Origin of the sequence: Sorangium sp. So ce693, from assembly GCF_051521375.1 — a bacterium.
GTDB classification, from domain to species: Bacteria; Myxococcota_A; Polyangia; order Polyangiales; family Polyangiaceae; genus Sorangium; species Sorangium atrum.
Genome location: NZ_CP150347.1, coordinates 13,128,846 through 13,149,248, shown reverse-complemented (window position 1 = coordinate 13,149,248; position 20,403 = coordinate 13,128,846). Strand labels below are relative to the sequence as shown.

Sequence of the window (20,403 nt, the reverse complement as noted above, 5' to 3'; positions counted from 1 at the left end):
GTGACATGAGCTCACGCCTCGTCGCTCTCGCCTGCGCGGCCCTCGGCGGCCTCGGGGGGTGCTCGGACATCCTGCCCGGCGACCCCGTGGAGGAGCAGTCTTTCGCGATCAAGGACGGGAGACCGGCGACCCCAGACGCCCTCTTCGGCGCGGTCGCCGTGCTGGACAGCGAGGGTGTCCAGGAGTGCTCGGGCGTCCTCATCTCACCGAGCTGCGTCGTCACCGCGGCCCACTGCGTCGTGCTCCAGGACGAGGTCACCGGGGAGCTCCTTGCCGAGCTCGGGCCAGCGAACCTGCGGGTGGCGGCGGGCGCGCTCGACGTGACGGACGCGCCGCCCGAGCAGACCTTCCGTATTCGAAAGGTCGTCCGGCACCAGGGCTTCCCGGCGCCTGGCACGATCGGCGCGAGGGAGCTCGCCCGGGCGGAGGACATCGCGCTCTTGCTGCTGGAGACCCCCGTGCAGACGATGCCCCCGGTTCCGCTGGTCCCGCCCGAGGCGCTGGACGACCTGCTGGACGAAGGCGTACAGGTCGTGATCGCCGGCTACGGCGCCCGGGGCGAGCCTGGCGAGCCCTCCGGCGCGCTGTACGTCGGCGAGACGCCCTTCCAGCAGCGGAACGCGACCGAGTTCTCGGCCGGCGCGTCCGGGTCGCCGGACAGCTGCCCTGGTGATTCGGGCGGGCCTGCGTGCCTCATGATCGCTGGAGAGCCGCACCTGCTCGGCATCAGCGTCCGGGCGCTCGGCTCGCCCGCCGGCGCCGAGTGCGGAGACGGCGGGATCTATACGCTCGCGCCCGCATACAGCCGCTGGATAGCGGAGAACGCCGACGGAGAGGCGCCCGTTACGAGCGGCGGCGAAGCGCCGGCGGCGGGCCTCGAGGGAGACCCGCCGGGCGGATGCGCCGTTGGCCGCGCCGAGCGCTCCAGGGACCAGAGGGGCGTCGGGGCGAACGGCGCCTTGATGGCGGGCGCCATCGCGATGCTCGTGCGACGATCCAGGGCACGCCGGTGAGATGTAGTTGGGCTTTCCATGACCAGCGCGATCACGGGGTGCAGCTCGGGCTCGCGGGGGAGGTCGGCGACTGACGTGAGGTTCGCCAGCGTTGCGGAGAGCCCCGTGGTTGCTCGAAAGAGCGAATGCGCACCTATCCGCAGGGCTTGCGGGTGATGGATGCGCCGTTATCGTTCCACGCATGAAGCCTGGGCGCGCAAGCCGGACCGCGGAGCTCGTGTGCATGGGACGTGCAGCGGCGCACGGCGCGACGACAGTGACGCGGTTCTCCGATCCGACCGCGATGGCGCTCCTGCCCGACGAGGTCCGAGCCCGCGTTGAGCGCTTCCGTGCAGGCGTCACGCCGAAGGGGCTACGCGGGCGCCTCGGCCGCGCGTACCTCGAGCGCCAGTCGAAGGTGATGGTCGCGCGCACGGTAGCGATCGACGACGCCATCCGAGGGGCCACGTCGCCGCAGCTCGTCATCCTCGGCGCCGGCCTCGACGGCCGCGCGTGGCGCATGCCGGAGCTGCGCGACGTCGTCGTCTTCGAGGTCGATCACCCGGACTCGCAGCGCGACAAGCGCTCGCGCGTCGGGGCGCTCTCCCCGTGCGCGCGGGACATCCGCTGGGTACCCGTCGACTTCGAGCGCGACGCCCTCGACGGCGCGCTCGCGAAGGCAGGCCACGATCCCGCGCGCCCGACCACCTGGATCTGGGAGGGCGTGGTCATGTACCTGACCCCGGCCGACGTCGAGGCAACGCTCGCCGTCCTCGCGCAGCGATCGGCCGCGGGCAGCCGCCTCGTCATCCTCTATCACAGCCCCGCGCTCATGCTCCGCGTGGTCGGCCTGCTCGTGCGCCGGCTCGGGGAGCCGCTGCGCTCCGCGTTCACCGCCGACGCGATGCGCGCGCTCCTCGCCAGGCACGGCTTCGGCGTCACCGCGGACGAGGACATCCACGGTATCGGCGCCGCGCTGTCTCCCGACGTCGGCAGCGCGACGAAGGTGGCGAAGCACCTGCGCATCGTGACGGCGGATCGCCGTTCCTGAAGCGGAGAGAGCGCGACGCCGCCCGACAGCGACCGCGCTCCACTTCCGGAGCCGGGAGGCAGCGCCCTACCTGCCCACGTTCCCGTAAACGAGCCGCCGCGACGCTCGCGCTCCCGCCCCACCGGTTCGCCGCGCCACACTTCATCGCGCAGCGAACCGGCTTCTTTTACCTATGCGCAGGAGCTCAGAACGTCGCGAAGTACGCCCAGGGCTCGTTCCCGGCGCTGGCCTGCATGCAGTAGCCGCCGTTTCGCGTGGCCGGCAAGGTGACATTGGCGCCGTTGCAGGTCACGAGCACGCCGTTGATGCGGAAGGTCCGCCCCGCGGCGAAGTTGCCGCAGTTGAGCCCTTGCAGGCTCGCGAGGGTCTCGTGGCAGGTGGCCGCAGTGCCGAGGTTGCCCGACGGGTAGCTCTGGGTCGAGAACACGACCGGGCTCGAGCAAAGGCCGCTGCAAGGAGCGCTGCCGCCAGAGCCGCCGCACACGTTCGGAGTGCCCCCGCCGCCGCAGGTCTCCGGGGCCGTGCAGCTGCCGCACGAGCTCACGCTGCGCGGCGCGCCGCAGTTGTCGACGTCATTCACGCTGCCGCAGCTGGCGCCGAGCCGCGCGCACAGCTGCGCGTCGCTCTCCGGAGTGCAGGTTCCGCCCGTCACGTCGAAGACGAGCTCGGCCGTATCGAAGAGGCCGTTCTGATCCGTGACCCGCACGACGGCCGTGCTCAGCCCGCCGGTGGGCGGCGTACCGCTCAGCGTGCCGTCGCTCGCCACCGTGAGCCAGCTCGCGCCGCTCTGCTTGGCGTACGTCAGCGTGTCGCCGAGGTCCGGATCGGCAGCCGTCCCCGCGAGCGTCTGCCCGGACAGCGCCACGTTGACCGTGGCGCTGCGCGTGATCGGATCGAACGTGAACCCGGGCGCGCGATTGCCGAGGTAGAGCGCCGAGACGCCGGGGAACTCGGACTGCGCCCTGGCGAGCTCGAGCTCCAGCCGCGGAGTCCAGCGGAAAGCGAGCCGGGCCTCGTCCTCGAGGTCCACCCCCGCGGCGCCCGAGCAGAAGTGGATGTACTCGCCGAGGTTGAGCGGGCGACCGCCGTACCTGCTGTTGATCGTGGGCAGATGCTCGGCGAGGAGCTCGAAGAACCCAGCAAGGAACCGGCTGCCCTTGTGGTCCGCGGCCGTGTTGCCGAACTCGCCAGCATAGAGCGGATAGAGCCAGTCGCGGAACCAGTGAACGCCGTAATCATCGGTTTTGAGCAGCATTTCCTCGTAGAACTGCGAGGCCATGTTCGAGGGGGTCGTGGTCAGGTGCAGGTGTACGTCGTAACCGAAGATGTCGGCCCACTTGCTGTCACCCCAGGCATTGAAGGCGGGCGAGCCCGCGATGCCGTTGTTGTTGCTCTCGACGATGTGCCCCATCTCGTGGATCAGCGACTGCAGGGCCCAGCCGTAGTCCGGCACCGACCAATCCTCGGTGTTGGTGAAAATGATGTTTCGATAGGATGCCTCGTCGCTCGAGGCGTACACGACTCCCGCGGCGTCGTAGGCGTCGCTGCCCTCGTCCCCCGGAGCGTCGTCCTGGTTTCCGATCACGTAAAGGATCGGGTCGACCATGCTGCCGTAGGTGTCCTTCGCGTACGCCCAGGCTTCGCTGATGATCGGGTTCACCCAGGTGACGCCGGTCGGGTTCGGGACGTACTGGTCGAAGTACGTGGCGATGTGCGCGTCCGAGTAGGTGCGGGTTACCGTGCGATTCTGGCCGCCGTACCAGCCGTTCTCCACGAACGACAGGGGCGGTGTGTTCGCGGTGGTGGTCGCGTTCACGGGTCCGACCGTGCTCGAGCTGCCCGCCGCGTTCAGCGCGCTGACGCGGAAATAGTAGGTCTGGCTCGGCGCCAGCGCCGTGGCGCGGAATTCGGTGCTGCCGGCGCCCGTGGTCCCGATCACGAGACCGGAGGTGAAGCTCGAGTTCGTGGCTCGCTCCACGCGGTACGACGTTTCGGGGTTGAGCTGCCCGGCGTTGTCGGTCCAGGTGAGGCGGATCTGATTGCCCGACAGGACCTGCGCGTTCAGGTTGCCCGGCGCCGCCGGCGCGGCGAGCGAGGCGCTGCTCGTGCCGAAGAGCCGCCACTCCGCGAGCTGCGTGCTGACGTCGTTGTGGTTGGCCTGGATGTGCAGGCGGTAGTGGCTGAACTCCAGGTGCTCGGGGTTGCAGGCGTACGTGCGCGTGCTGTGCCGGTTCGTGAACGACTGGTTGGTTCGCGTGTCGAGCACGGTCCAGCTCGTGCCGTCGTTCGAACCTTCGAGCGTCCAGTCCTTCGGATCGCGGACCGGAAAATCGTTGGCGGACGTCAGGCTGTAGCTCTGGACCACGGAGCTCGGCGTCGCGAGCCGGATCCAGGTGCTGGAGCTCGGCTCGTAGTACTTCGAGAACGGATTGTTGTCCGTGACCTTCGTGACCTCCTCGCCGGTGACTTCGTTTCCAGGGTGCTGCTCGACGGGCACGGACGAGGAGAGCGCGGTGATGTCCTGGAGAGCGGCGACTCCCGCGGTCGTGGCGCGCGCGGAGACCGCGGACGGGAACCCGCGCAGCGCGCCGTTCACCGCCTGCACCTGATAGAGGTAGCCCGTACCCGAAGCCAGGTTCGTGTCGGTGTAGCTGGTGGAGCTCGTGAAGAACTCCGTGGTGCCGCTGCCGTCGTCGTTCACGCGCTGGACGTAGTAGCCGGTGGCGTTCGCAGCGGGCGCCCAGGTCAGCGTGACGGCGCTCGAGCTCACGCTCGGTGCGCCGAGCGCCGGAGTGCCGGGCATGGTGCCCGCCGCCACCGAGCCACCGACGCGCAGCTCGGCAAGCTGCAGCTCGTTGTAATCGTCGTCGTCGCTGAAGTTATCACTGACGTTCAAGCGATAGTAGAGGTACGCATTCGAGTTCGAGAAAGTGAAGGACCGGGTCTGGTGCCGCGAGGTGAAGGACTCGTTCGTTCTCGTGTCGAGCACGTGCCAGGTCAGGCCGTCGTAAGAGCCCTCGAAGGTCCAGTCGCGCGGATCACGGTCCGGGTAGTCGTTGGCCGAGGTGATGTCGTACGAAACGATGATCGACGGAGCCTGCATCCGGTACTGGATCCAGTCTTTGCGGCGGGGCATGTAGAGCTTGGTGTCGATGTCGCCGTCGTGCACCTTGTCGATGCCCTCGTCACCCGGGAGATTTCCCCACATGTCGCTGACGTCGGCCGTGGACGTCGGGGTCAGATCCGTGCCGGAGAGGGCCGCTTGCTGAGACGCGATCGCCTCGACGGAGTCGGGCGAATCGAAAGAGACGCATGCGGGAAGGCAGAAGAGCGGGAGCCAGAGATGTGCGAGGATACGACGTTGACGCATTGCTACTTGACCTCGTGATGGATGAAGCAAAAAGGATCGGGAGACGGCGCAAACCAAAGGGCGCCGTTTCGAGGAAACGATTTGAGGACGTGAAGGGCGACCCCTGGAACATCCCCGCGATATTCTCGGGAAAATTCACAGGGATGCGGCGAGAAGGGGAGTAAAGTCCCACCCTTCTCTCTGGCGCCTCGTTTGATTTCCCACCGATATGGCCAACAAAACCGGTCCAGTCAAGGGCGACCCCTGGAACATCCCCGCGAATTATTTTCGCGGGAGATTCACAGGGAGGTGGAGAGGAGGGGAGCAAAGCCCCACCGTTCGCTCTGATGTCTCGTTCGATTTCCCGCTGATATTGTCGACAAAACCGACTCAATCAAGGGCGAATCGACGCGCTCACCTCCGGTGACGGAACATGGTCGATGCGAACCGCTACCTCCTGATAAAGCGACGCGATATCAACAGGTCGATTTACGCATCCAAGGGGCCGCCTTCACGCCACAGCCAGCCTGCGGGGCCGCGAGCCCCGGCGTCGCGATAAAGCCCGTTCGAGACCGTTGCAGCTGATGCGCGAGAGGTAGCGGACGGGATCGCTCTCGGGGTGTATTCGCAAGCGACCGCGTTGCCCGACGTATTCCTCGACGCGCGACAGGAGCCACGAGAGGGCCTGTCCGCTCGCGGACCGCGCGACGGTGGCAGAGGCACGGAGTCCTGCGGCCGTCCGTCCTGGTTCGGAGACGGGGTCTACCAAGGTGTATCCAGAGGCGTACACGCCGCTCAGGGCAGGGATGCAGGCGCGAGGGACGAAAGGGGCGGAGGAGCAGAGGCGGCGGAGCTCGCGGCGCGCGCTTCCCTGCGCGCTCCGTCGGGCGGGTTCATCCGCTGCTACGCGGAAACCTCTCTGCGGTTTCGCGGCCGCCTCCACCGGGCCGCTCCGGCGCGCCTCAGCCCTTCACGCGGGCGACGCTCCCCCTGCGGCGACCTGGCCGGCACGGGCCCGTGGACCTGCCTCGCACGACGAGGGACGGACCGCCGCTCCGGACCAACCGCGAGCGTGCGGCCGGCGCCCGCGCTAGGCTCGGCCGCCGTCCCGGGCAGGCACGCGGACAAGGAGACCCGAGCGCGAACGAAGGATGCGTCGTCCCCGATCCCCCCTCTCCTCCCGATCCGTGATCGCTGCCCTGCTCGTACCGCTCGCCTGCGGCGCGGGTGCGTGCTCCGGCGGCTCCCTGCGGGACGCGCCCGCACAGACCGGCACCGCGGCGCACGCGCCCGGCACCAGCGCGGCCCCGGTCCCCGCCTCGGAGAGCGCGCCCTCGATCGGCGCCGCCGCGACCGCCCTGGCGAGCGAGGCTCCCCCCGGCCGCACGCCGCTCGGCACGGCGGCCGTGCAGCCGCTCCCGTTCACGATCGAGCCGTCGCTCGACCGCCGCTCCGCGCTGCTCCTCTCCAAGCTGTCGTCGGATCGCGCCGGCTGGGTCAGGCGGCTCGACGCTGCCACCGGCGAGCTCGGACCGCCGCACCTGCTCCTCGACGAGGACCTCGCCGGCGCCCACTCTTCCCCGGACGGGACCACCACGCTGCTCACCTCGCAGGGCGACGAGCTCTGCGTGACAGCCATCCTCCCAGGCGAGGCCTCGACCGCGTCGCGCACGTGCGCTCCGATCCGCGCGCACGCCATGGCCGCCGTGGGCGAGCGCGTCGCGCTGCTCGAGCTCGCCGAGACCGCGCCGCGCGCGAGCTCCACGACGCCGGCGCAGCGCGCCGCGCGCGAGCGCTCCGCCGCAGCGAAGCCCGGGCGCAAGGCCCCCGGCCGCAAGGCGACGGTGGCGAAGCCGAAGCAGCCGGCAAAGGCCTCCGGCGCGAGCGGCAAGACGACGCGGAAGAAGCGCGGCGAGCGCCGCGGGCGCGAGGATCGGCCCACGAAGACCGCGCGCCCCGCGCCCAGGCCGAAGCGGCCCGACCCGCTGCCCGAGGTCGAGGTGCGGCTCCGCTGGGTCTCGCCGTCCGAAGGGATCGCGGCCACGTCGTCCCCCACCGGGCTGCGCTTCCGGCCGCCGCTCGACGGCATGGGGCTGATCGACGCAGGCGGGCGGCCAGGCGCGATCGACCTCTTGTTTTACGCGGCGAGCTCGAAGAAGACGAGCACGTCGTGGCTCGGGAGCGCGCAGATCGCCTTCGCCTCGCTCGGCGAGGACGGCAAGCTCGCTCCAGGCCGGCGCGCCGTCGTCGTCGAGGGCGATCTCGAGTACGGCGCGCTGCGCGGCCACCAGGATCCACGCCTCGTGACGGCGAGCGCAGGCGCCGTGGTCGTCGACGTCACCGGCCGCAACGGGGCCTGCCAGGCGACGCGCGTCGCGCCCTCGCTCCAGCGGCTGGCCGCCGGCGCCGCGCCCCGGGCGGTCTGCGCCGTGGATCCGGCGCGCCTCGCGGACGCGAGCCCGGTCACGCCGGCCGAGATCGGCGCGCTCGAGCGCATCGCCGCGAGCGGCGCCCGGCGCGCCCCGGGGCAGCCGGGGTACGATCCCGGGCTCGCCGCGTGGGCGGGAGATCGCGCGTACTTCCAGACGATCTCCGGCGGGCTCTTCTCCGCCTCGCGCGCCGACGGGCAGCCGCGCCGCGAGCCGGACCCGTTCCCGGCGCGGCGCGCGCGCGTCGCGTGGGGCGCGCTCGCGACGGACGGCGAGGGGCTCGCCTTCGCCGCGGGGCAGCTCCACCGGCTCGACGCGCGCGCCCAGGTCACCGCGGCGGCGACGCCAGATCGCCTCGGCGCCACGCCTGCGGGCGGCGCCGGCGGCGGCGCGCCGGGCACGCCGATCGGCGAGCCGGAGCGCCCCACCGACAGGCGGCGCGCCGCGCGCATCGGGTCGTCCTGGTGGCTCGCGAGGACCGACGTGGCGCGGCTCCTGCCCGAACCGCTCGTGGTGCCCGCGCTGCGGGGGCACGCGCACGAGGACAGCACGGCGCTCGTCGGCGGCCGCGAGCGCGGGCTCTTCCTCGAGGTGCTCGGCGACAGGCTCCAGATCACCTGGCTCGACGCCTCGGGCGCGCTCACCGGGCCGGGCGCGCAGGGCGGGCCCGCGCCCGGCGCGCTCCAGCCCGTCGCCGCAGGCCGCACGCCGCCCGCCCTCGCCGTCGCTTCGCCGGTGCGCGCGGGGTTCGACGCCTGCGAGCGCCGCGGCGGCGGGGCCATCGTTGCCGGCGTGAGCGCCGCGGATCCGCGCACGGTCGTGGCGCTCTCGATCGACGCGCTCGGCCGGCCCGGCGCGGCGCGCGTGACCTCGCTGCCGATCGTCGAGGGCGACCTCGCGGTGCGGCTCGTCGCGCTGCCCGAGGGGGGCGCGCTGCTCAGCGACGCGGCCCGGCGCCACGTGGTGTGGCTGGACGACGAGGGCGCCGAGCTCGCGTCGCAGCCCTGGCCGGCCGACGACACCGGCGCGCTCTGCGTCGACGGGCAGCCCGCGCGGCGCGCGGTCCCGGCGCCGGCGCCCGGCGCCTTCGTGACCGTCCCGGAGCTCGCGGCGCCCGGCGCCTGCGTGGTGGGCGACGTCGTCTGGGCCTCCGACGGCAGCCTGCGGTGGTTCGGGAGCGCCGTGAGCGGCCTCGACGCGCAGGCCGAAGCCGGCGTCGCTCGCCCCGCGCTGCCCGCGGGCGCGGCGGCGCGCTCGGCCGCGGGAGAGCCCGCGGAGGCGCCCGCGGCCGCGCTGTCCGGCGGGCCCGCGTGCCCGGCGGACATGGTGGCCGTCGACGGCGGCCGCTTCTGCATCGATCGCTTCGAGGCGATGCTCGTCGACGGCGCCACCGGACAGGCGCTCTCGCCCGACTACCCGTCGACCCCGAACCTGCTCGAGCTCACCCTCGCCGACTGGTCGACCGGCCTGCGGCGGATCGGCGACGTCCACGCGCGCGCCTTCCCCCTGCCCCTGCTCGCCCCCTGGCAGCGCGGCCGTGCGATCGCCGCCCTGGCCCGCTCGCGGTCCGGGGTGCGGCCGAGCGGCTACGTGACCGGCCTCGTGGCCGAGAGCGCCTGCGCTGCGGCCGGCAAGCGGCTCTGCTCGGTCGAGGAGTTCGTCACGGCGTGCCGCGGCGAGGACGACACCCTGTACCCGTACGGCGACACGTTCGAGGAGGGCGCGTGCAATGTCTACCGGCCGGCGCACCCCGCCGCGCTGCTCCACGGCAACGCGTCGATTGGCCACCTGGATCCCCGGCTGAACCGCGTGCGCAGCGCCCGGGAGCCGCTGCTCCGGGAGACGGGCGGGAGCCCGCGGTGCAGGAGCCGCTGGGGCAGCGACGCGGTCTACGATCTCGTGGGCAACCTCGATGAGTGGGTGAACGAGCCGGGCGGAGCGTTCGCCGGCGGCTTCTACTCGCGCTCGACACGCGCAGGCTGCGAGGCCCTCGTCACGGCCCACCCGAGGAGCTACCTCGATTACTCGACCGGCGCCCGGTGCTGCCAGGACGGGCCCTCGCCCCCGGCGACAGTGACAGCGACGGACACGCCGTCGCCGTCGGAGGCGGACGCCCCGGCCGCTCCCGCCGGCTCAGAGCCGCGGCCGCCCGGGCATCTGCCGTAGCATCCCGGTCACGGCGAAGGCGGCGGAGATCACGAGGAGCGCGGGGGTCCACGGGTGCACGGCCAGCACACCGAACACGGCGAGCAGCCAGGTCAGCAGCGAGACAAGCACCACGCTCCAGAGCACCACATCGGTCCAGCTTCTCATTCGTGCCCCTTTCGATGAGGGTCCATCCAGGGACGAGGCGAATGGCGTGCCACCCCATCGCTGACGCGCGGCCCCGCGTGCTACGTTGGGCCGCGATGAGCGCGTCATCTCCCGCAATGGAAAGCGATCTGGAAAACCCGACGGAAGAGCACCGGATGCTGCGGCAGATGGTGCGGGATTTCGCCCATGATGTCGTCGAGCCGCAGGCCGACGAGCACGACCGGAGCGCCACCCTGAACGTTCCCCTGATGCGGCGGCTCGGTGAGCTCGGCCTGCTCGGCGTGACCGTGCCCTCGGAGTACGGGGGCGCGGGCATGGATGCGGTCGCCGCGGTGATCGTCCACCACGAGCTCGCGAAGAGCGATCCCGGGTTCACGCTCGCGTATCTCGCCCACGCGATGTTGTTCGTGAACAACCTCTTCCACGCCGGCAATGACGAGCAGCGCGCGCGGTACCTGCCGAAGGTGCTCTCCGGCGAGTGGATCGGCGCGATGGGCATGACCGAGCCGACGAGCGGGACAGACGTCCTCGGCATGAAGACGTTCGCCCGGCGCGACGGGGATCGGTACATCCTGAAGGGGCGCAAAGCGCTCATCACGAACGCCCCGGAGGCCCAGATCTTCCTGGTCTATGCGACCATCGAGGGCCGGGTCACGACCTTCGTTGTGGAGCGTGGGTTCCCCGGGTTCTCGACCGACGAGAAGACCCCGAAGATGGGAATGCGGGGGAGCACGATGAGCGAGCTCCTCTTCGACGACTGCGTCGTGCCCGCCTGGAACGTCCTGGGCCAGGAGGGGGGCGGCATCCGCAACATGATGAGGAACCTGGAGCTGGAGCGCCTCACGCTCGCGGCCATGAGCCTGGGAATCGCGGACCGCTGTCTGGAGATCATGATCCAGTACGCCGGGGAGCGGAAGAGCTTCGGCAAGCCCATCGCCGAGCACGGGCAGATCCAGCGCTACATCGCGGAGAGCTACGCCAAGACCGAGGCGGCGCGCGCCCTCATCTACGCGGTGGCGCGCAACGTCAGCCCCGAGCGGAGGAACCGGCTCGGGACGGACGCGGCAAAGCTCTTCGCCGCGCCGGTGGGCAAGGAGGTGGCCGACAACGCCATGCAGGTGCTCGGCGGCTGGGGCTACTGCACCGAGTACAAGGTGGAGCGCTTCTTCCGTGACGCCAAGCTGCTCGAGATCGGCGGCGGCACGCTCGAGTCGCATCAGAAGAACATCACGCGCGAGCTGATCGGCCGCATCAGCTGACCCTGCCCGGTCGCGCCGATGCGCCCGCGTCGCCCCGGCGCGCGTGCGTCGGCGACGGATCCTACGCAACCCGAGTTCGTACCGGCCATCGCCGTGTGTCGTGGCCGTGAGGGCCTGTCACGCCTCGGTCGCGAAAAGTCAGCGCTGGATTTGCGGTCCGGCCATCGAGACGCCACGCGTTTCGATCAGCATGGCCATCCATGGATTGGGGAGATCTGGCGACGGTCGCGCCGACGGCGCTGTCATCCATCATCTACGCGACGATCCAAACCTCCTTCCTCTGGAGGATCGCGCGGCACCGGCTCGTGGCGCCGGTCGACGCATGGCGGCCGCCCGGGGCGACCCCGTTCGTCAGCATCCTCAAGCCCGTCGCCGGCGTCGACGACGGGCTCGCCGACAACCTCGAATCTTTCGCCCGCCTCGATTACCCCTGTTACGAGATCGTCTTCGGCGTCGCCTCGCGAGAAGACCGGGCGGTGCCGGTGATCCAGGCCTTCATCGCGGCGCACCCCGAGGTGAAGGCGCGGCTCTGCCTGACGGATCCGAACGAGGCGTTGAACCCGAAGGTGGCGCAGCTCCTCGAGCTCGAGCGCAGAGCCGAGGGCAGCGTGCTCGTCATCTCGGACGCGAACGTGTGTGTCCGTCCAGACTACCTCCGATCGCTGCTGTCGATCTTGATGCGGCCGGGCATGGGGCTCGTCTCGAGCGTCGTCGTGGGCACGGGGGAGCGGACGCTCGGCGCGGTGGTCGAGAACGCGCAGCTCGGGGCGTTCATCGCGCCCGGGGTCGTCGCCGCCGCCGAGCTCGCGGGGCGGTCGATCAGCGTTGGCAAGTCGATGGCGATGCGGCGGGTCGATCTCGCGCGGGTGGGAGGGTTCGAGAGCGTGGCCCACGTGCTGGCGGAGGACGACATGCTCGGACAGCGCTTCAGCGCGTGCGGGTTCGTCGTCGATCTCTGCCTGGATCCGATCGAGAACCGCAACACGAGCGGCTCCCTCACGCGCATGCTGGATCGGCACACCCGCTGGGCGAAGATGCGGCGCACGCTCGTTCCGCGCTGCTTCGCGGTGGAGCCGCTCAACTCGCCGCTGCTCATCGCGTGGCTCACGTTGCTGCTCAACCCCACGGGCCTCGCGCTGGAGATGTGGCTGTTCGCCTGGACGCTGCAGAGCCTGGGGACCTTCCTGGCCTTGAAGATGCTGCGCCCGACGCGCTCCAACGTGGCGCTGGTGGCGGTGGAGCCGCTCCGGACGCTGTGCTGGTTCTTCTGCTGGCTGAACGCGTATTCGAACCGGCGGGTCGCCTGGCGAGGCAACGCGTTCACCATCGGGCCCGGGACGGCGCTGGTGGCCGCGGACGAGCCGTCTTCCTTGCGATCGCCCGCCAGGTAGCGGGGGAGAGGGTTCCCCCGGGCCGCTCTCCGGGCGCGGGGACGGCGAGGAGGGGCCGGAACGGCGAGGAGCGCCGGTTCAGAGATGAACCGAGCGCCGGTCGCTCATCAATCGATGGGGGGCACCGGGATCTCCGGCGGGACGAGGAAGAAGACCTTGCGGGTGCTGAGCGTTGTCACGCCGTCCCCGGTGACGACGATGTTCGCCGTGAACACCTGCGGCTCGGTCGTCGGAGGCACCGAGACGTTGGTCTTCGGAATCACGTCGAAGCAGACCGTGGGCCCGGGGAACACGTTGGTATAGGTGTCCGCGACGCCATCGACATTCTTGTCGATGACCCTGAGGCCGGCGGTGCAGGGCTCGGGAGCGTCGTTGTTCGCGATGATCTTGTCGATGAACGCGCTCGCGGCGTCGACCGCGTCGGTCTCGTCCGCCACCGCCGCCGCCGAGATGTCGAGCGTGACATAGGTCGTGAGCACCTTGATCGCCTGCACGACGGCCAGGTTCAGCCCGGCGCCGCTGCTGGCGACCCGGAACACGAGCGGGCACTTGCCGTTCTCCATCGTCACGCCGCTCCCGTTCTCGCCGATGCAGCACTGTCCCACCGCGCACCGCGGCGGGCGCACGCCCTCCGGTCCCCACGCCGCCGGCGGGACCACCGAGCCCGTCGCCACCGCGCCGGCCGTCAGGTCGGCTTCCGCATCGGCTTGCGCCTGAGCCGAGCTGGCGGCCACCATGCCGATGACGCGGCCTCCCACGCCGGTCACCGCCCGCAGCGCCTGCGAATAGGTCGGCGACACCACCTTGGCCGTGGAGTAGTTGTTCTGTACGAACGTCCCGTTGTGGCTCGGGGTGTCGGTGATCATCACCACGATGGGCAGCGAGCCGAAGCGGAATCCCACGCCACCGATGGTCCCGACCGCCTCGCCCGCCGGGATCATGCCCGGGGGAGCGTTCAGCGAATTGAACATGGGCACGTGGGCGCCGCCCTCGTTCGTGCCCGCCCCGGTCGCGATCTGATAGAGAGCCTCCCAGCCGCTCTCCGGGATATCGCCGCCGGCCTCGGCCTTGAGGTCGTCCACCGCGTCCTGCACGGACTCGCGCCCTGCCGGCGTGCGGACGCTCATCACCCGGTGCTCCAGGTAGAACGGCTGATCGTTGGGGCCTCCATAGGAGTTGATCGGGAAGTCCTTGTACTGCGTCACCCCGATGCCGATGTTCGGGATCTCCTCGGCGAGCTGATTGATCATCTCCTGGAGCGCGCCCTTCAGATTATTGATCTGGCCGCCCATGGTCGCGGTGGTGTCCATCGCGAACACCACGTCGGCCTGCGAGATGTTGGTCGAGAAATCCAGCGTGTCCTGCGCCGGATCCGGGTCGCCCTGATAAGGCACGATGAACACGAAGTCCCCGTTCGCCCGCGGGTTGTCCAGATCGTCGTTCGGGTTCGTGCCCGCGGCCTGCTCGATGAGGTCGCTCACGCCGTCATCGTCCGTGTCCTCGCGCGCGGTGCTGGACTCGCCCGGGTCGAGCACGCCGTCGCAGTCGACGTCCTCGAGCTCGTCGAGCAGGCCGTCGTTGTCGCTGTCCAGATCGAGGAAATCGCCCCCGCCGTCCATGTCGCTGTCGATGGGCGGCTGCTCGGGCGCGCCGTCGCCTCGCTCGACCGAATCGGGCCGGCAGTCCCCGTCCGAGTCGAGATCCCGGAACGCCGGTATCCTGTCGCCGTCGACGTCGAACTCACGCTCGAACCGATCCAGGATACCGTCGTCGTCGGAGTCCCTGTCGCGGAAATCAGGCCACCTGTCGCCGTCGGTGTTCACCGGATCGAGCGGGTCCGAGCCGAGCTCGACCACATCCAAGAGGCCGTCGCCGTCATCGTCGGGATCCGCATAATCGGCGGTTCCATCGCCGTCGCGGTCGCCGTCGCCGTCCTCCTCGTCGGGCAGACCGTTGTTGTCGGAGTCCTCGTCCCGAACATCAGGCACCCCATCGCCGTCGCTGTCACGCGGCTTCGCTTCCCCTGGGAAAGGAGCGCCCTCGAGCTTGTCGGACAACCCATCGTTGTCGGAGTCGGTGTCCTCGAAATCGGGCTGGCCGTCGCGATCCGTGTCGACCGCATCGGCGCGCCCTTCAACCGCGTCGCTGATCCCATCGCCATCCGTGTCCGCGGCCGGCAGCTCCGCCGGCTTGTCGCCGGACGGCGGCCTGTTCGTCGACGTGGCGTCGCAGCCGATCGGCACGGAGAGCAAGAGAGAGCAGAGCAGAGGGCGAAGACTGCGACGCATAGGAGCTCCTGCGCGAATGTGGGCGCGAAATCCTAGACGCTTCACGCAATCCGGATCAACCGACATTCATGGTGCGCCGGGGCTCTCCGCGCGTCATCAACCGCAGACGGATTGCCGCCCACGGGTCCCCGCGAAACGTCGGCACGCGTGCGCAGCAGCTTCTGCGATACCGTCACAGCGGCACGTTGCATGGCGCCGCTCGCCGCGGGCCGCCGCGGATGCTCGACCGCTGCGCCGGCGTCAGGGGAGCTTCAGCCGAGGCAGCACGACGGAGATCGCGTCTGCCGGCGCCTTCTCCCGGTAAGGGCAGTGGCGGCACTTGGAGTTACAGCAGTATCCCCGTTTCAGGTGATACGCCTCTGTAAAAACTACCCGGCCTCCCTCGAGGTAATAATCTTCGCCTTCGACGGCCCTGGGAGGCTTCGGCCCGCTCATCGACCCTCGATCAAGCTACTCCGAAAGGCGCACCCGCGCCATCCGGCGCGCGGGCGGTTGGATGCGGCGCGCCGGCTCCACGACGCCCGCCCGCCGCCCGTGCTACGCCTGCGCCGCCCGCCGCACACCGGTGCACCGGCGGGTCCGCCCGCGATGCCCGATCGATCCTGCTCGAAGCTCCTCCGCGCCCTGCTCCCGCTCCTCGCCGCCGCCGGCTGCGATGGCTGCCCGAGCTCCAGGCCCTACACGCCTTACACGCTCGGCTCGGCGACGCCCTCCGGCTCGCCGCCCCCGCTGAGCGGCGTCGCCCCTGGCGCGGCGAGCGCCGGCCCCGAGGCCGACGCCGGCGCTCCGGACGCCGCCGCGCCTCGGTTCGCGGTGGTGCCGAGCGTCCCGGCGCCCGAAGGCGGCAAGCAATGGCCCCTCGAGGGCGGCGCCGTGGCCGCGGCGCCGACCGGGCGCACGTTCGAGACCGGGCTCCTCCTCGACGTCGACGGGGACGGCGCGCGCGATCTCGTCGCCTGGGCCCGGTCGCCCGACGGCCTGCGCGGCGAGCTCCTGCTCGCGCCCGCCGCGCGGCCGCAGGCGCTGCGCACGCTCGCCGCGCTCCCCGGCGATCTCGACGCGCAGGGGTGCACCCCGCGCGTCGGCCTCAGCCAGATCGGCCCCTCCGCGCTCGCCTTCGATTTCGCCCCGCAGTGCGGCGGCGCTCACCGCGGCGCCGCGGGCGCGGGCGCCACGCGCTGGATCGCCGTGATCCGACTCCCCGGGCCCGCCGCGGGCGCGGGCGCGCCGCCGGAGCTCGCCCTGGAGCTCCGCCTCCGCGCGCCGCCCGCGGAGGAAGCGCTCTCCGCCTCGCTCGAGGTCGCCGACCGCGACGCAGACGGCCGCGACGACCTCATCGTCTCGGTCGGAATCGAAGGCGCCCTGCGCCCCTTCCCTGCCCCGGCGGGCGCCGCGTCCGAGGTCCGCGCCCCGCTCGTCTTCCTGGATCGCCCCGCCGGCCTCTCGCGCGACGCGGCCCAGCCCGGCGAGGCACTGCGCGCCCTCGCTGCCTCCCTGCTCCGGGACGCGCGCTCCAAGTCGACCGCGCCGGCCGTGGCCGCCTCCGCCCAGCGGCTGCGCCGGCTCCACGCCGCCCTCTGCGTCGACGCCGAAAGCGGCGCCGGAGCGACCGGCGGCCGCGACGCCGCGCGCGCCGGCGAGGCCCTCGTCTGGACGGGCGCCGGCCCTGTGCGCTGCGGCGAGCCGGGGCTCGCGGCCGCCATCGACCACGCCGAGGCGGTCGCGGCGTCCACGCGGGGCGCGCCGATCGCGGCCATCGCGGCGCTCGACCGCGGCGGCGCCGAGGCGCGCGCCAAGGAGGACGGCAAGCTCCTCGCGAAGCTCGCGCCGCCGGCGACCGCCGCCGCCGTGTACCGCACCGCCGCTGCCCCGCAGCCGACAAGGACCGGCACCTTCGGCCCGCTCGCGTTCGAGGCGAGCGGCGCCCTGCTGGTCCGCACCGCGCAGGGCGTCGTCCGCGTCGACCCCGCCACGTCGACCGAGTCCGCGACGGACATCCCTCCCTGGCCCGCCGCCGTCCACGCCGGGCCCGCGGAGCTCGTCGCCGTCGAGCGGCGCTGCGACGCGCCCACCTTGCTCGGGCTGTTCCGCAGCTCGCCCGATGCCGTCGGCGAGATGGAGGTCCCGCTCCCGCTGCTCCGCGGCCAGGGGCCGCGCGCCCGGCCCGGCGCGGCTCTGCCCGAGCGCTGCGCCGGGACCGAGCGCCTGCCCTTCGTTCCGCTGGCCGCGTCGGAGCGCGGCTTCGACATCGCCCTCGGCGCAGCGCTGATCTCGATCGACCTGCGGGCCGCCGCGCCGGCCTCGTCCGCGCTGTCGTTCCCGCTCACCACGCCCGCGCCTCAGGGCGCGGCGCGGTCGCCGGACGGCGCCACGCTGGCGGTCCCGGCCGCCGGCGGGCTCCTCGTGGCGACCGCGGGCGGCGCCGCGCGCCTCTGGACGGGCGGCGACCTCGCGCAGGCGACGGCGTGCGCGCCGGCCAACGGCGGAGCCCGCGTCGCGTGCGTCGCCGGCGCGGCCGCGGTGATCTTCGAAGCGAAGTGACCTCCGTCGTCCCTCGGACCCCGGAGGTCAGCCGGGGCTCACTTGTTGACGCGCTCCAGGTACTTGCCGTCGGCCGTGTCGATCTTGATCCACTCGCCCTCCTTCACGAAGAGCGGGACGTTGACGGTCGCGCCGGTCGACACCGTGGCGGGCTTGGTGGCGCCGCTCGCCGTGTCGCCCTTGACGCCCGGCTCGCTGCTCACGATCTGGAGCACCACGTGCGGGGGCATGCTGACGCCGATCGGCAGCCCGTTGAACAGGGTCACGTCGATCGACATCCCGTCGCTCAGCCACTTGGAGTCATCGCCGATCTTGTCGCCGGGGACCGTGAGCTGCTCGCCGGTCGACGCGTCCATGAACACGAAGTCGGTGCCTTCCGGATAGATGTACTGGAGGCTGCGCTCCTCCACGTCCGCCGGCTCCAGCTTCTCGCCCGATTTGTACGTGCGCTCGAGCACCGCGCCCGTCGCCATGTTCCGGATCTTGACGCGGGTGAACGCCTGCCCCTTTCCCGGCTTGACGAACTGGAAGTCGATGACCGAGTAGGGCTGGCCGTCGACCATAAACTTGAGGCCTTTTCGGATGTCGCTTGTGTCCATGGGGAGAGCTTCCTGGTAGCGTAAGGGCGGCCTGTCGGCGAGGCCGGGGATCCGCGTCCGCGGCCCCCTGGCGCGGCTCGGGGGTCCGCGTCCGCGGCCCCTTCCACGGGTCGGGGGTCCGCGAACGCGGCCCCCTTAGCACGAGCGCGACCTCCTGCACAGGGCACGGTTTCAGGACCTGAAAATGCACGACTTCGACGACGAGCTCAGGGAGATCAAGCGTGAGATCGTGGAATCCCGTGGGCTCATCATCAAGACGAACAACCTCACGAACGCCCTCGCAGCGGATCTGAAGAGCATCTCCAAGCGCCAGATGGCGTACGAGCGGCGCGCCTTCTGGAACAGCGCGAGCGCGAACCTGCTCTTCGTGATCGTGGTGATCGGCGTGGTCAAGCTCGCCTGGGACGCACGCGTGGACGCCGTCCAGGCCGAGACCAAGGGCGCGCGCGACCGCATCGCGAAGCACGAGGCCGATCTCAAGGAGATGCAGCAGCGGAGCGACGCGCGCGCCAAGGCCGAGAGCGACGCCGCGGCGTTCTACGAGCTCATCCGTGCCGAGCGGCGACAGGAGGTGATCGAGGGCTTCGAGGCGCTGCGCAAGGCGCCGCTCACCCGGGCCGAGCTCGCGTTCTTCTCGGACTCGGTCGACAAGGCGCGCTCGGAGCTCTCGATCAAATCGTACCAGACGGGCCTCGATCACATGCGGACGGGCCGCTGGCACGAGGCCGCGGTCGCCTTCGAGGACGCCATCCGGCAGAAGGAGACGGCGTCGCACACCCCGTCGGCCCGCCTCAACCTGGCGCGCGCCTACCGCAGGCTGAACCGGCAGCGCGACGCGATTCCGCTGCTCATGACGCTCTCCGAGGCGTCGCCCGATCGGGAGGTCATGGATGACGCGACCTTCCTCCTCGCCGAGTGCCTCCTCGACATCCAGGCCTGGAACGACGCGAAGACGACCTTGCGGTCGTTCATCCGCCGCTTCCCGGACAGCGCGTACATCAACGACGCGCGCCTCGCGCTGGCCGACGTCTCGCTCCGGCACTGACGCGCGCCGCCACGGCCGGCCGGCGTTCCCCCACGCGGCGCCGCGCGGGGGGACGACGTCAGGACCCGCGCCGCACGTCGATCCTGCGCGGCTCGTCCTTCTTCTCGAACCAGCTGGATCGGAGCTGCCGGCGGAGGCCTGACGCGAACAGGCAGTCGCGGAACGCGTTCTGCTCGAAGGTCACCGCGCTGTGCGCGAGCGGGACCTGGATGAAGATGGCGCGGCCGTCCAGGAGCTGCTTGCGCGTGAGCTCGCCCGGGCGCCGCTCGTGAAGGCAGGCGACGCCCTGGGCCTCGAGCGCGCGCGCGAGCTCGAGGTTGAGCCGCCGCACGTCGCCCGCGACGAAGTGGCTGATGAGCTTGTGCCTGTCCCGCCCCGATCGGCCCTTCCGCTCGAGCACCCAGTCGCGGAACGCGTCGACCTCGCCGTACAGCGCGTCGAACAGGTACACCTCGTTCACCTCGCAGCCGCCGTGGCGCAGGCACGCGGCCGCGACGCGGTATCCGCCCGAGTGCGCCGACAGGCAGAGCGTCCCGAGCCTCGCCTGCCGCGGGATGGCGCGATCGCCGAGCGCCCGCCGCGCCGAGGGGGTCGCGAGCACCGACGCGAGCTCGCCGCACAGCCGCCGGAGGCCGCCCTTCTGCCCCAGCTTGCCCGGGGGCGACTCCGCCGCGTTCACAGCGCACTGCGGCACCACGAGCACCGCGTTCTGCTTGCTCTCGTGGAGCTGCTCACGGAGCTTGTGCGCCGCGATGGCCCGCTCCGCGGTCGTGACGTGGCCGTGGAAGTGGATCACGAGGTCGAGCTCATCGCTCTCCGGCGCGCGGTAATGGGCCGGCACGAAGACCATCGCCGTGGCGTCCTGGTAAGGAGCCCCGTCGCAGGGAAATGGCGCGTTCGACAGCTCGATCTTGAGCGTCACGCCGATCTCCGACGCCTCGACGGCCCTCACCCTGGAGGCAGCGCTGGCGAGCGCCGGCGCCCAGAGCCCCGGCGCGGCCAGGGCGCCGCCCGCCGCGCCGAGCGCTCGAAGGAAGGCCCGGCGGCCGAGCGCCGGTGGTGCGAATCGGGACATCTGGCGACCTCGTCCCGCGCCTATCACCGACGCTCGACCCCGGCCAAGAAACCGAAACGCCGCAGAGCGGC

Annotated in this window: 13 protein-coding genes; 7 read left to right on the top strand and 6 right to left on the bottom strand. The window is 71.5% G+C overall.

The window, feature by feature from the left end; translation table 11 throughout:
- Positions 1-5: 5 nt before the first annotated feature.
- A complete protein-coding gene (locus WMF14_RS49165; protein ID WP_437797929.1) occupies positions 6-1,013 on the top strand; it encodes a S1 family peptidase in 1,008 nt (335 codons plus the stop codon).
- A 181-nt stretch (positions 1,014-1,194) separates the two neighbouring features.
- The gene (locus WMF14_RS49160; protein WP_437797927.1) at positions 1,195-2,043 is read left to right on the top strand and encodes a class I SAM-dependent methyltransferase; all 849 of its coding nucleotides are present in this window, start codon (positions 1,195-1,197) and stop codon (positions 2,041-2,043) included.
- Between the two features lie 184 nt (positions 2,044-2,227).
- On the opposite strand, the gene WMF14_RS49155 is transcribed toward WMF14_RS49160, so the two are convergent.
- The gene (locus WMF14_RS49155) at positions 2,228-5,413 is read right to left on the bottom strand and encodes a fibronectin type III domain-containing protein (RefSeq protein ID WP_437797926.1); all 3,186 of its coding nucleotides are present in this window, start codon (positions 5,411-5,413) and stop codon (positions 2,228-2,230) included.
- Positions 5,414-6,579: 1,166 nt separating this feature from the next.
- Here WMF14_RS49155 and WMF14_RS49150 point away from each other — a divergent pair.
- Positions 6,580-9,987, top strand: coding sequence for a hypothetical protein (locus tag WMF14_RS49150; RefSeq protein WP_437797924.1), 3,408 nt, complete (start codon positions 6,580-6,582; stop codon positions 9,985-9,987).
- Here WMF14_RS49150 and WMF14_RS49145 read toward each other — a convergent pair.
- Positions 9,955-10,134, bottom strand: a complete 180-nt coding sequence (locus tag WMF14_RS49145) for a hypothetical protein (protein WP_272096946.1) — start codon at positions 10,132-10,134, stop codon at positions 9,955-9,957. The genes WMF14_RS49150 and WMF14_RS49145 overlap by 33 nt on opposite strands.
- A 116-nt stretch (positions 10,135-10,250) precedes the next feature.
- Between WMF14_RS49145 and WMF14_RS49140 the strand changes: the two genes are divergently transcribed.
- Positions 10,251-11,393, top strand: coding sequence for an acyl-CoA dehydrogenase family protein (locus WMF14_RS49140; protein ID WP_437804435.1), 1,143 nt, complete (start codon positions 10,251-10,253; stop codon positions 11,391-11,393).
- 200 nt (positions 11,394-11,593) lie between these two features.
- Positions 11,594-12,784, top strand: a complete 1,191-nt coding sequence (locus tag WMF14_RS49135) for a glycosyltransferase (RefSeq protein ID WP_437797922.1) — start codon at positions 11,594-11,596, stop codon at positions 12,782-12,784.
- A gap of 107 nt (positions 12,785-12,891) precedes the next feature.
- Here WMF14_RS49135 and WMF14_RS49130 read toward each other — a convergent pair whose 3' ends face one another.
- Complete coding sequence (locus WMF14_RS49130; protein ID WP_437797920.1) at positions 12,892-15,072, bottom strand: VWA domain-containing protein; 2,181 nt, start codon at positions 15,070-15,072, stop codon at positions 12,892-12,894.
- Between the two features lie 240 nt (positions 15,073-15,312).
- Positions 15,313-15,507: a DUF5522 domain-containing protein gene (locus WMF14_RS49125; protein WP_272096942.1), complete on the bottom strand. Its 195-nt coding sequence runs from the start codon at positions 15,505-15,507 to the stop codon at positions 15,313-15,315.
- 153 nt (positions 15,508-15,660) lie between these two features.
- On the opposite strand from WMF14_RS49125, the gene WMF14_RS49120 reads away from it, so the two are divergent.
- A complete protein-coding gene (locus tag WMF14_RS49120; RefSeq protein WP_437797918.1) occupies positions 15,661-17,613 on the top strand; it encodes a hypothetical protein in 1,953 nt (650 codons plus the stop codon).
- Between the two features lie 38 nt (positions 17,614-17,651).
- Here the strand turns inward: WMF14_RS49120 and efp are convergent, their stop codons facing one another.
- Positions 17,652-18,212, bottom strand: coding sequence for an elongation factor P (gene efp / locus WMF14_RS49115; protein ID WP_437797917.1), 561 nt, complete (start codon positions 18,210-18,212; stop codon positions 17,652-17,654).
- A 184-nt stretch (positions 18,213-18,396) separates the two neighbouring features.
- On the opposite strand from efp, the gene WMF14_RS49110 reads away from it, so the two are divergent.
- Positions 18,397-19,257, top strand: coding sequence for a tetratricopeptide repeat protein (locus tag WMF14_RS49110; RefSeq protein WP_272096939.1), 861 nt, complete (start codon positions 18,397-18,399; stop codon positions 19,255-19,257).
- 58 nt (positions 19,258-19,315) lie between these two features.
- Here WMF14_RS49110 and WMF14_RS49105 read toward each other — a convergent pair whose 3' ends face one another.
- Positions 19,316-20,332 (bottom strand): hypothetical protein, encoded by a 1,017-nt coding sequence (locus tag WMF14_RS49105; RefSeq protein ID WP_437797915.1) that lies wholly within the window; start codon positions 20,330-20,332, stop codon positions 19,316-19,318.
- Between the last annotated feature and the right edge of the window lie 71 nt (positions 20,333-20,403).